The 12946-nt window shown below is 42.7% G+C and carries 7 protein-coding genes and 3 tRNA genes; 2 read left to right on the plus strand and 8 right to left on the minus strand.

Annotated elements, in window-relative coordinates; all coding sequences use genetic code 11:
• Nucleotides 1-3: 3 nt before the first annotated feature.
• Entirely contained in the window at nt 4-1851 is a 1848-nt protein-coding gene (locus ACYQ3L_RS20655; protein ID WP_379999759.1) for a 2-oxoacid:acceptor oxidoreductase subunit alpha, read from the minus strand.
• Between the two features lie 448 nt (nt 1852-2299).
• Between ACYQ3L_RS20655 and ACYQ3L_RS20660 the strand changes: the two genes are divergently transcribed.
• Both ACYQ3L_RS20660 and fumC read left to right on the plus strand, forming a co-directional pair.
• Nucleotides 2300-2584, plus strand: coding sequence for a hypothetical protein (locus tag ACYQ3L_RS20660; RefSeq protein WP_379999757.1), 285 nt, complete (start codon nt 2300-2302; stop codon nt 2582-2584).
• Nucleotides 2585-2702: 118 nt separating this feature from the next.
• Nucleotides 2703-4103, plus strand: a complete 1401-nt coding sequence (fumC, locus tag ACYQ3L_RS20665) for a class II fumarate hydratase (RefSeq protein WP_379999755.1) — start codon at nt 2703-2705, stop codon at nt 4101-4103.
• 66 nt (nt 4104-4169) lie between these two features.
• On the opposite strand, the gene ACYQ3L_RS20670 is transcribed toward fumC, so the two are convergent.
• The 7 genes from ACYQ3L_RS20670 to ACYQ3L_RS20700 all read right to left on the minus strand — a co-directional run bounded on the left by ACYQ3L_RS20670 (nt 4170) and on the right by ACYQ3L_RS20700 (nt 12943).
• Nucleotides 4170-4252 (minus strand) — tRNA-Leu (locus ACYQ3L_RS20670).
• A gap of 9 nt (nt 4253-4261) precedes the next feature.
• A tRNA-Gly gene (locus tag ACYQ3L_RS20675) sits at nt 4262-4334 on the minus strand.
• A gap of 146 nt (nt 4335-4480) precedes the next feature.
• A tRNA-Leu gene (locus tag ACYQ3L_RS20680) sits at nt 4481-4564 on the minus strand.
• Nucleotides 4565-4853: 289 nt separating this feature from the next.
• Nucleotides 4854-7133, minus strand: a complete 2280-nt coding sequence (locus ACYQ3L_RS20685; protein WP_379999753.1) for a DUF5703 domain-containing protein — start codon at nt 7131-7133, stop codon at nt 4854-4856.
• Nucleotides 7134-7136: 3 nt separating this feature from the next.
• A complete protein-coding gene (locus tag ACYQ3L_RS20690) occupies nt 7137-7760 on the minus strand; it encodes a DUF3826 domain-containing protein (RefSeq protein WP_379999751.1) in 624 nt (207 codons plus the stop codon).
• 5 nt (nt 7761-7765) lie between these two features.
• Complete coding sequence (locus tag ACYQ3L_RS20695; protein WP_379999749.1) at nt 7766-9196, minus strand: sialate O-acetylesterase; 1431 nt, start codon at nt 9194-9196, stop codon at nt 7766-7768.
• A gap of 393 nt (nt 9197-9589) precedes the next feature.
• On the minus strand, nt 9590-12943 hold the full coding sequence (locus tag ACYQ3L_RS20700) for a glycosyl hydrolase (protein WP_379999747.1): 3354 nt from the start codon (nt 12941-12943) through the stop codon (nt 9590-9592).
• Nucleotides 12944-12946 lie beyond the last annotated feature (3 nt).

Here is a 12946-nt window from a genome sequence, read left to right on the forward strand (position 1 = left end):
GTTTTACTCTCCTAATTTCTTGGTGAATGCTTCTATCAGGTCGGATACAGCAAAAGGCTGCCCTTCAACCTTATTGTAACGGGATATTTGCAATCCCTCTATTTTTTCCTGCAAATAGCCGGCAAACTGGCCATTATTTTGTTCTGCAACAATAATTTTCTTAAACTTATTAAGTACTGCAGCTGTATTTTTCGGCAACGGGCTAATAAAACGGAAATGAGCCAAAGCTACTTTCTGCCCGGCGTCATTCATTTTCTCCACAGCTTCGCGCAGGTGTCCGTATGTACCGCCCCAGCCCACAACGAGCAAGTCGGCATCTTCTCCACCGATTAATTCCAACTGCGGGATAAAATCAGCAATCTTATTAACTTTAGTCTGACGCACGTTCACCATTTTCTGGTGATTAGCCGCATCTGTAGATATGGCTCCCGTGGTATAATCTTTTTCGAGCCCTCCTATACGGTGTGTATAACCTTCAAGACCAGCCTCGGCCCAATAACGTACCATTGTTTCATCGTCACGTAATGCGCTGCGCCATTCATTGCCCTTATATTGGCTTACATCATGCGGCACTATAGACGGATACTTATCCAAATCAGGTATACGCCATGCGGATGAACCATTGGCTATATAACCGTCGGTAAGTAATATAACCGGAGTTATATGCTCCAATGCAATTTTAGATGCCCAGTATGCCATATCGAAACAGTCTGTCGGGCTGGCAGCCGCCATAACAACAATTGGGCTTTCGCCATTACGTCCATACAGAGCCTGGCGAAGGTCGGTTTGTTCTGTTTTGGTCGGCAAACCTGTCGACGGGCCTCCGCGCTGAACATCCACAACAACAAGAGGCAATTCTGCCATTACGGCAAGACCTATAGCCTCTCCCTTCAGCGCCAGACCGGGACCAGAAGTTGAGGTAGCGGCAAGGCTTCCGGCAAAACTTGCCCCGATAGCCGTACACACTCCTGCTATTTCATCTTCGACCTGAATGGCCTTAACTCCTAACTGTTTAAATTTAACGAGCTCATGCAATATGTCAGTAGCGGGTGTAATCGGATATGAGCCTAAGAAAAGCGGCTTACCTGAATTTTCTGAAGCGGCAATCAGCCCGTAAGCAGTAGCTGTATTACCATTTACATCCAGATAATAACCCTTATCCACATTTACGGTTTCTACGCGGTATGATGATATGGTAGTATCGGTATTCTGTCCATAATTGAATCCATCGGCCAATACTTTCAGATTTGCTTCCACCAATACGGGTTTCTTTGCAAATTTAGCCGATAGCATATGGTTAGCAACATCGAGAGGCCGGTTAAACAACCAGCAAACCAAACCCAGGGCAAACATATTTTTACTACGGATACGCGATTTCATATCCATTTCCATTCCTTCCAGACTACTTTTAGTCAATGAAGTAACAGGAACTGAGATTATTTGCTGAGTGGTAAGTCCCAACTCTACAAAAGGATCTTCTGTAGCAAACTGTGCCTTCTCCATATCTCTTTTCGAGAAAGAATCCGTATCAATAATAATAACAGAATCTCTTTTCAGAAAATTGGCATTTACTTTCAATGCTGCCGGATTCATCGCAACTAATACGTCTGCCTTATCTCCGGAATTATAAATCTGATTGCCTAAATGTACCTGAAATCCGGAAACACCGGAAAGTGTACCTTGAGGGGCTCTGATTTCTGCCGGAAAATCGGGAAAAGTGGAGATTTGATTCCCAAAGATTGCCGAAAGGTTTGAAAAGATGGTTCCGGTTAACTGCATGCCATCCCCCGAATCACCTGAAAAACGTATGACTATGTCCTTTACGTCCTTAATTTTTACTGTGTTTTGCATTACTAATTCTATAAATAACAGATAGTATATTAAATCATGAACAAAGGAAAAAAGTATTCATGAATAAACAAACTAATTTAGATAAAAAAATGCCAAAATAACACTTTTTACTTCGGTCTATACTGTTTCGTTAAAAAGAACTCAAGCATTTTTCTGCAATTATGTATTTAGTATGTATCTTTTAATTTAAAAAGCATGGATCAAAGAAGAATTACGTATGGAGAAGAATTATCAGATAAATATTCCACCAAAACATCGTTAAAACCTATCTATATCAAATAGATTATTTTGATACAGCACCTTTCTTTATAGATAAATATAGAAATTCAGAAAAAGTATAGATATATTTGGGTTCACTTTAAACAAATCCAACATGATATATGCTATTATTTTAATAATCTTCGGATTAACATCTTTTTTATTCAACAAATATCCCGTTATAAAAAAAATGGCTTTATGGTTGGCCTGCATTGCTCCACTAATTATTATCTGGGGAGTCGTAGGCATCGTAATACTAAGTACAATACGATACAGTGTTATCCAGGACAATGCCGCTTACTGGTTCTCTCTTATCTGCGGCAGTGTAATAGAAATACTAATTGGTTTATTACTTATTTACCGATATTTGAGAATAAGCAAATACGCGGATTCTGATAAAAAGCTTTTCCAATATCAGAATATCCTGGGAATAGTTGCAGTGCTGACAGGCATTGTAACAATCATTGTTATTTGAAGCTGCTGTTCCTCTATTCCGTCTCCGGATAATTCTTTCTATTTAAATTTAGGACAATAGATCTTGAATTTTATCATAATTATTCCGAACTTCATACCAATAAATTTAAGATACAAAGATGAAATATCGCATAGAAAAAGATACGATGGGGGAAGTAAAAGTCCCTGCTGACAAATACTGGGGAGCACAAACTGAACGCTCAAGAAATAACTTCAAAATAGGGCCGGAAGCGTCTATGCCCAAAGAGATAATCTATGCATTTGCCTACCTGAAAAAAGCAGCGGCATATGCCAACGCCGATCTGGGGGTTTTGGAGGTTTCGAAAAGGGACCTGATAGCCCTAGTATGTGATGAGATATTAGGAGGTAAACTCGATGACCAGTTTCCACTCGTAATATGGCAAACCGGGTCCGGTACACAATCGAATATGAATGTCAACGAAGTTATATCCAACCGGGCATTGGTATTAAGTGGCGGTAAACTCGGAGAAAAGAGTCCGATCCATCCGAATGACGATGTAAACAAATCACAGTCTTCAAATGATACCTACCCTACCGCATTACATATTGCCGCATATAAAAAGATTATAGAGCAAACGATACCTAAAGCTCAGGAACTACAGACGGCTTTAAGCAGTAAGGCTAATGATTTTAAAGACATTGTAAAAATAGGCCGGACACATCTGCAAGATGCAACACCACTAACCTTAGGACAGGAGTTTTCCGGTTATGCAGCTCAATTACAATATGCTATCGATGCAACTAAAGCTACATTGAAGCATTTATCCCAGCTTGCACTGGGAGGGACAGCTGTAGGTACTGGCTTGAATACACCTGACGGATATGACGTGAAGGTAGCAGAATACATTGCCCAATTTACAGGTTTACCTTTTATTACCGCCCCTAATAAGTTTGAAGCGCTGGCCTCGCACGATGCCATTGTCGGCACCCATGGGGCCTTGAATCAAATGGCGGTGGCACTATTCAAAATAGCGCAGGATATTCGTCTGCTGGGTTCAGGGCCACGTTCTGGTATCGGAGAACTGATATTACCCGAAAATGAACCGGGATCGTCAATTATGCCGGGAAAAGTAAACCCTACTCAAAACGAAGCCATCACAATGGTTTGCGTACAGGTTATGGGGAATAATACAACAATCTCCATTGCAGGATCACAGGGTAATTACGAGCTAAATGTTTTCAAACCGGTTATCGCAACTAATTTTCTGCAATCAGCCCAATTACTAGGTGATGCTTGTAAATCGTTCAATGACCATTGTGTTGCAGGCATAGAGCCTAACCACAAACGAATAAAGGAATTGGTAGATAATTCTCTGATGCTTGTTACCGCACTTAATACACATATTGGTTATGAAAAAGCTGCTGCAATAGCAAAAGCCGCGCATAAAAACGGAACAACATTAAAAGAAGAGGCTATTAAATCAGGATTCCTTACGGCCGAAGAGTTTGACAAATGGGTTCGTCCGGAGGATATGGTTGGAAGCCTGAAACTGAACTAAACGATAAATAGAATACGACTTAAATAATAAATCTCTCCAAAGTTAATCGGAGAGATTTGTTATCCGTGCGCATGAAGGGACTCGAACCCCCACGACCGTAGGTCACTGCCACCTGAAGACAGCGCGGCTACCAATTACGCCACATGCGCCTTTATCCGAGCGAAAAACGGGGCTCGAACCCGCGACCCCAACCTTGGGAAGGTTGTGCTCTACCAACTGAGCTACTTTCGCAATTGGTGGTGTAAAATTAATATATTTTTTTAGAATTAATCAAAGCTTTGACTGTTATTTCAAAATAATTGATGTTTTTTTTCAATCAGGGCAAAGCTGTAAGCCGTAAACAAAAAAGGCTGGCCGTTATAGCCAACCCTTACACGTACACACGATGAGATTCGAACTCACACGTCCTTGCGGACACTACCCCCTCAAAGTAGCATGTCTACCAATTCCACCACGTGTGTATGAATATCCTAAACAAAAAATGTGACCTTTGTCACACTCGAGCGAAAGACGAAGCCCAAACCACTAGTTACTATATCACTGGCAATAAACACCTTACAAATAAATTCAAAGAATGAAGACTGATTCTGTGTCTTTCCTTCATCTCTAATTACCTAACAGATGTCCGCCGCCAACCTGCTTTTCTTTCCGGATTCAAAATTAGTCTCTTTTTTTTAATTACACAAATCTTTAATACCATAAATATCATCATTTTTTAGTGGACCATATCCTTATAATCAAAGGCTATGATTACAAATTAACGATAATATCGCCGGATCTTTCTTCCGGAATTACCTTTAATAATCGAATTGTCCCCTTCTCAACTTTACATTCTACAGTAGTATTATATGGAGCATGCAATTTGAAATGGACATCCCATTCCTTAGGCCATGCAGGCAACAGATAGATTTTTTCCCTATCGGTCTGCAAAAGCATTTCCTGTAAAGCGATCATACCCGAACCACCCCAGTTATGGTCGGGAGTCCAGTCAAACCCCGGCCCCCAGAAAACAGGAAAACGGGTCCCGGCACTTCGCAATTTCTTTACGACCAGATCTTTCGACTCGGCAACCAGGCCAAGACGCGCGGCCCAGATAGCATCTTGTTTCCAACCCACATGACTTCTGAATTTCTGAACATCAGGATCATATCTCCATGTATTGCGGGCTATCTCCAGATTCTCTTTGCCAACGCCATATATTCCCCAGGGGAACACAGGATACAACTGGGGAGTTTCCGTATTATTTACCCGCTCCCAAAGCCAGGCCGGAGCGATTGTTTCATGCCCGCCCGTATGCCGTGTCTTTATTTCAGGTATCCTCGACAGGAAAGCCGTGAAATATTCCCGTTTGATACTGTCTGCCCCAAACGATCCGGACTTTAATAAATCCCTAGTGACGACTTTCAACGCTGCAATGGTAGATGACGCATTATAAGCCATTTTATAAGTTTCGCATGCCGACCCTGGATATAAAACGAGCTTATCCTGTTCATCAAAGACCTTTCGCCCTCTTTGCCGGGCCAGATATTGATAATGTTCATTAAAAAAACGGAGGGTGCTTTCAATTAATGGAAGATATTCTTTGATATCCCCGCCTGTATATTGCTCATGTTCCAGTATCATATAGCAGAATTCCAAAGCTGTATCCCACTGATACTCAAGCCATGCATTATATTCCATCCCCTTATCATAATCGTCAGGGCGTTTCCACCCGTACTCACTCGGATTTGGTAAACCGAAGTTCTCTATCTGCTCGGTAAAGCAAGCTCCTTCATGCCCCCAATAGACCTTACTCCTCAACTCTGCGGCAGGCAATAGCCGGTTATAAAAGTCAAACTGGGATCTCATCATATCAAAATCACCGCTCCTGAGCATCGGGAAATAGACCAGACGCTGATTCTGTGCGGTATGTGTTCCCCCACCCCACTTCCTGAAATCGGGAGTAAAACGATAAAGGGTATCTGTGTACTGAGGATCGTATGTAAACAATCCACCGTTAAATTTTGTAGGATAATCCCCGTATGCATTGCATCCCAGCATATAGCGGAACAACTGATAGTTACGGGCAATCTCTTTCGCCTTTCCATCATTATCCGAAGCGATATGAATAAAGCTGCGGTTCCAGAAATCAGCCCACCATTTTTTATTCTCTTTCCGGTCCGAAACAACTGGTTTTTCCAATCCGGACTTCCATGCCGCAATATCCGGCGTTTGGGCTGTATGAAGTTTTATCCTTATACTGCAATTCTTCAGGAGCTTTTCGCTTTCCAGTCTCCATGCCCGGAAATCGGTATTTACATAAACACCTTCCGATATACCGGATGCTTTAAAACCCTTCGCTTCCATATATCCCCCAAATACAAGATTATGGAGCGGGTTGTTTATCAGGGACTTTACCTCATTTAATCCCTGCTGTGCTACGGCGACGTCGAATACGGTTTTTCCCTGATTCTGATGGTAAAACAAAACCTTATTCCCTTCGAACCTGACTTCATCCTTTTTCGTTACCAGATCTTTCGGAGCAGCCCATTTATATGAATTCTGGTTACTTTCGTCTTTCCGTAACAATCTGTCCTGATAACGCCAGTTTTCATAGCAGGCCTCGATTTTCAAGCCCTGATTATTCGAGATATCGACATTTATAACCGGATTGAACACATCCACCCAAATATGGACTTTTGACGTAATATTTCCGTCACTGCCTTTTATATATACACATCCTTCTTCCGGATTCAATTCCTGACTGAACTCATTACCAAATGGATTGGGTGTGAGTTTCAAGCGGACACGTCCGGGTTTAAGCAGCGTGTTATTTTCGTCGAATGTTCCGCTACGCGACATGTAAAATAATATGTCTCCATTTTCTACCCAGACATTCAATCCTATATCGCCACCGCCACAGGGCATGCTTTCAGCCGAATTTTCACTCTGGGTATTCCACTTCACACTGTAGCCGGAAATTGTCTGCCCCGATACAGTACAGACCTGAAACAAGACAGATAATAGCAATATAAAAGAGCGGGTACACATAGCTTACTTCTTTTTCAGGGAGTCGACATATTCTTTGTATATAGCCTTCCAATTATAATTATTCTGATATAAATACAATTCTATCCGGGTTTTATGTATTTTGAAAATGGCTGAAATCTCCCTCATGCTTTTGTAATCCACAGCCTCTTCCCTTGCCTGCTTCAAATGATTGAGTATGTACTCATCCATTTCTTTTGGCATATCAGGCAGTATTTCCCGGTATGCCTTCATCGTAAAATCGACTTTGCCGATAGTGTATTTATCCAGAATAGCTTCCACCTGCTCCTCTGTGAGATCTTTCCTGAGCCCTGTCATCAACGCCTCATGTACCGTCTTGGGGATTGTGGAATCAACTATCAGTTGGCGGTCATCGGCTGACAGCTTCTCTCCGGTTTTCGGATTTATGCCTTCCGGAACCATCGTATAAGAATGGCTGTCGTGCCAAGTCTTTACGGCCGTCAGGTGTGTCGATATTACATCTGCCAGACGGGCTTCTTTTCCTTTATCGTTCAGTTCTAAGGAAGTAACCCAATCTGTCGATTTCTTTAGAATTTCAGTATCCGCCTGAGCAGATACATATGTAAAAACGAATACAAATAATAAAGATATAACTAACTTTTTCATCATATAACTTATTTAATATCATCCCAGTTATCTGTCCTGAATGAAGATAAAGGCAAGCCTTCGGTACTGAATAAATCTCCAATAACAAAATCCTTAAAGCCATAACGCACAGCGAGCGGTTTGCCGACTTTATCTGACGAAACTTCTATCTTGCTGCGTTTGATCTCTGCCTTTGCCGGATAAAACACCCGGTCTTCGCCCGCTATCTCAAAGTTTTTAAGTTCTTTTCCGTAGGCTGTAAGCCACATAGGGGCATTGTCGAACGACAAAACAGCCTTGCCTTCTTCTACTACCATCTCTCTAAATGTCGGGCTTTCATATGCAAAACCTGTCATCCCGTAAGTCTTAGCCAGAGCCATCATTGCCAGGCGTTCACCTCCGGCTTCTTTATTGCGGGGGTGGATACAGTTCTCTTCGCCTATATCCATCAGAACTGCCATCCCCGAATTTGGTATTACCTGAGCAGATTTATATTGAGCTTCGCGTAAAAAGGCCGCGTTAAAATCCCCGTGCTTTTCGGGAGGATTATTATATGGCGCTATCTGGCAATAATAGAACGGAAATTCTCCCTGCCCCCATATTTTCCGCATTTCCTTTACAAAAGTCTGGAAAAGAAGGGGATATTGCGCTGCCCGGTCGTAATTAGATTCTCCCTGATACATTATCGCTCCTTTGATAGTATAACCTTTTACCGGATGTATCATGCCATTGTACAGAGTCGTAGGAGTCCGGTTCTTCTCCTTTACATCATCGATACTATCCGGCAGTTTCACTTCCTTAAATTCACGGCTGAGAATATCGCGGCTCATCCAGCTTTCGATCCACGACCCTCCCCATGAAGAAAGGATAAGCCCGACCGGAATATCCAGTGTTTCGTTTATCAGGCGCCCGAAGTAATAAGCGGTGGCACTGAATTCCTTTACTGTTTCGGGGGTAGCTTCCTGCCATTCTCCGATAAAATTATCCTGTGGCTCCAGTTCGGATGTACGTTTAACTGTAATAATGCGCATATTCTTATTCTTCGACTTGAAAATAGCTTTATTCCCTCCCTCTACCGGCTGATTTTTAAAGCCTTTCATCGGCATTTCCATATTAGACTGGCCTAAGCATAGCCAGACCTCGCCAATCAATATATTCTCAAGAGTAATTTTATCTTTCCCATCCGAAACAGTAATCGTATATGTATCATTACCTGCGGTTGGAGTAGGTATTTGCAGAATCCATCTACCTGCATTATCTGTCTTGGCCGAATATTTCCGGTCAGTCCATGACGGATCTGCTTCTATCGACTTCCCTTTTTCCGACCAGCCCCACATATTGATATTTGAGTTTTGTTGTAATAACATGTTATCGCCAAAGATGGATGGCAATTTCAACTGCGCCTGAACTGACATGCTTAATATCAACATCAGAGATAATAGCAAAGAGAGTTTTTTCATGTTTATATTTATATTAGTTTTTTAGTTTATAATGACATTGATATTAATATTAATTAACTATATATAGTTAAAAAGTAACAAAAGTAACAGATATACCAGTAATCAGTAAACAGTAAACAACTCGTATTTTGTATCTCGTATCTTGTCAACTCGTAACTTGTAATTGCCCGAAGGGCGAAATAACCCGTTACTATTTCAAAAAAGTTACAAAAGTTACACTTTTTCCACTATTTTTTATCTGTCCCTTTTTTCCCTCTCGGTAAGTTCCCCCTTGGGGGCTCGTTCATCCTTTCAAAGAGCTATCAGCTAACAGCCAAAGGCTATCCGCTAATAACATAGATAAAGTTTTCAACTTCTGATGAGCATCATTTATCAATTTATAATCTCTAAATGTCAATTGTTTCCCTTTTCAATTATAACATTTCCAATAAGACCGCTTCCGGCAAGGGTTTTATCCCTTCTCCTGTGATGGGTTCCGTTCGTCCATATCTTCTTGTTGTCATCAGGTTCCGCATTGTAATATTCATCGCCTAAGATACGGTTTGCCCATGTATTTACAACTTCGATCTCAATTGTATTTTCCCCATTTTTTACAGCACCGGAAATATCCAGCCTATATGGTTTCGTCCAGATGATACCACAGGACTTGCCATTGATTTTTACCTCCGCAAGATTTGCAATTTCATCAAATGCGATATCGAATTTATCTCTGTCGGCAACATTCAGGTTAAAGGTACTTCTATAAATAGCCGTACCTGAATAATAGCGGATACTGTCATTTTTATGCCTGCTCCAATCTGTCAGCGTTTCAAACATTACGGGATTTGTCGGGCCTCTCTTTTCTTTATCAAATGATACACTCCATGTACCTGCTAACGGAATTGTATCGGTTATTTTCCGAATACTTCCTTTTCCGCCTGTTGCGGATGTTGGCGTTTGCAACACGATAAAGCAAGATTCGTTCGGCTCTAATGCCAAATCTATATTTGTTCTTCCGTCCACAACAGACCAGCTGGCATTTGTATCTGTCTTTCCGGTGACAGGATTCCACAATTCAGGAATACGCCCCGATGAACGGAGGCTAACCTCCAGGTCCCGCTTCTTATCCTGCTGGTTGGAAACGAAATAGACATCAGCCTTATCTGATTGGCGATGAGTGTAGGCAATACCCCTGGCATAACCCTTTATTCCTTTCTCCATCGCTGCAAAATCACGTCCGACACCAATATCTTCAAAAGTTTCTTTGACATAAGGCAGCTTTACAAAACTGGCCGAAGCCCATTCTATTTTTTCTCCCTCCTCTTTAAAATCTAACGTTTCAACAGGTAAACCCCCTATCATTATCTTGGCCCCTTGCGCGGAAAACTCTTTCAATTTCCGGGCCACAGCCTTCGACATCCTGTATTCCGGCTGCATAGGATGTTTACCGGGGATTACCAATACGGCGTAACTCATACCGTCAGGAAGGACAATCCGTCCGTCCTCTACCTTCATTCTGTTCAACAGCACATCGGCATTAAAGCTGTCATACTGATAGCCTCTGAGGCAGTTGACCCAATCTTCGGAAGTTGTTATATTTGCGGAATGATTTACTCCGGCAGGCATTTCCCGGGCAGGCGTGCCCACATTCGCCATGCGCCTTTTCTCCCATTCCAGTTTTTTTTCACCAAACAGCCCCGGCAAAAACGGAACAAGCCTGTCCGGTAAGATAGAACGCCTAGGCAATTCCTCCCCTGTGAATACGGCAATATCGGCGACAGGTTTTCCATATTGCAATAAGGCCTGGCAGCGCTGTGCATAATCTACCCATGCCCTGCCAGGTTTCCACCAGGTCTGGTCGCGCTGAAAATACAGCCCGATGCCATCGAGTGTCATACCCGGCTTACGATCCTGCCAGGGATTCAGCGCGTACACATGGTAGCTCAGACGGTTTACTCCCAAAGCATAATGCCTGTCTTGCAGGGTTTTCAGCATCGCGGGATGTTCGTCGAACATCAGCCTTAACTGTGTGAATGCCTCTGCCTGTACAATATTTTTCCCGTAGATGTGCGCGCCTGAAATGGCGTCCGACACATCATTAGGCTTATCGTGGGTAGGACTTTGCAACCAATATTCATTCATCGGAATATCAGTGTTTTTATAGTGCATCATACCATCGCTGACCATAGTTGGCGATACATTCTCGGCGCTGAATTCACAGCCTTTCGCATTGGCTTCTTCTTTCAGTACGGCATAGAACTTATCTACAACCAACTCTGCTATAGTTTGGCGCACATCATACAAAATACGTTCCGACATATCAGCGCTTCCGACAGGAAATCCGGCCATTACCGGTAAATAATCATATATATCGTATCCCCTGCGACTCTTAAACTCATCCCGAAACAACGGAGACCAGTTCTGACTACCACATTCCCAACTATCTACATGAAAGACTTTCAATACACGGGATGCAATCTCCGGCCCGGCCACTTCATAAGCCTTTCCAAACCATGAATTGAATTGCAGGCGGATAGCTTCGGGATTGAATTTATCACACTCCAATCCGATTCCACCTCCTCCGGTGGCATTGGTGTGTCCCGTCGACGTATGGCCTAAACGCAGGATTGTCCATTTTCCTTCCGGAGCCTTCCAGTTCAATTTACCGTCTGTGCCTAGATATGAAGAAATATCTGTCATTTTTTTCATATCTATACATTGGTTATCCGGTATCTGCGAAGCAGTAGTACGGGCGCTGACACGCCACGCGTCTCCCGTTTTACCTTCGTACTGATGTATGCGGGCTTCGGAAGACATCCAGATGCTTTTAAGTTTCAGATTTTGCTTCCATTTAGCCGCATCCAGATCTTCGGCTCCCGGCTCCGTTCCACTCAGATTATATTGCAGGCGGAAATATTTTGCAGTGGTGCCTGGTATAGAATGAGTCATAGGGAAATCATCGTTCTGCCATCCCTGGCGGGGAGGTTCTAATTGAACGATCTTCCTATAGTTTCTCCCGTCATTACTGGCTTCTATGGTGAGCCTTTGCGGCTGGAAACTACGCGAAGGCCCCGTAAGCTGTATGGTACGACAGGTAAACGGTCTTTCAAATTCGAGCTGAATCCAGCAAGGATCATCGCTTCGTAAAAGCTCCTTATTATCTTTTTTCACCAAAAACTGAGGATCTATATCCGCGATGCTGCTTGTTACTCTCGGTTTTACCGTTTCTGTCGAAATCCCCTCTCCGTCAGGTGTAGGAAATGCATAGACAGCAATGTCTTTATAATATCCTTTATAGCTTTCGGGTTGCGGCAAGGTTCCATTAAATTGCTTTCCACCCTGTATATCCAGTTGCGACCAAACGACTTTTTGCATAGAAAGTTCCGGTGTAATCCAGGGGCCGCCGGCCAAAGCAAATCCATCGCAAATATGGAAGGCTATTTTCATTCCTATCCTGTCCGCTTCTTTGAAAGCGAAGTCTACCATCTCCCACCATAGGGGGCTTAACTGCTCCACAACCGGTGTCAGATAAGGTTTTTCGGGAATTCCTCTGATTGGCATCAGATATGCCCCTTCCAACCCGATTTCTTTCATCGCTTCCAAATCGGCCGTAATGCTCTTTTTGTTTACTGCCCCATTCATCCAGTACCAGAATGTCCACGATTTCGTTTCAGCGGAAGGCTTCTCCCACAATTGCCTCAGGTTTTGAGAAAAGCAATCGCCCAAGAATAGAAATGATATGATGATAAATAAGAATATCTTTTTCATTTA

Source organism: Dysgonomonas termitidis, from assembly GCF_054657735.1.

Coding starts and splice junctions, on each gene's coding strand:
- fumC (WP_379999755.1), top strand. CDS start 2,703: ATGAAATATCGCATAGAAAAAGATACGATGGGGGAAGTAAAAGTCCCT.
- ACYQ3L_RS20685 (WP_379999753.1), bottom strand. CDS start 7,133: ATGTGTACCCGCTCTTTTATATTGCTATTATCTGTCTTGTTTCAGGTC.
- ACYQ3L_RS20700 (WP_379999747.1), bottom strand. CDS start 12,943: ATGAAAAAGATATTCTTATTTATCATCATATCATTTCTATTCTTGGGC.
- ACYQ3L_RS20695 (WP_379999749.1), bottom strand. CDS start 9,196: ATGAAAAAACTCTCTTTGCTATTATCTCTGATGTTGATATTAAGCATG.
- ACYQ3L_RS20660 (WP_379999757.1), top strand. CDS start 2,300: ATGGCTTTATGGTTGGCCTGCATTGCTCCACTAATTATTATCTGGGGA.
- ACYQ3L_RS20655 (WP_379999759.1), bottom strand. CDS start 1,851: ATGCAAAACACAGTAAAAATTAAGGACGTAAAGGACATAGTCATACGT.
- ACYQ3L_RS20690 (WP_379999751.1), bottom strand. CDS start 7,760: ATGATGAAAAAGTTAGTTATATCTTTATTATTTGTATTCGTTTTTACA.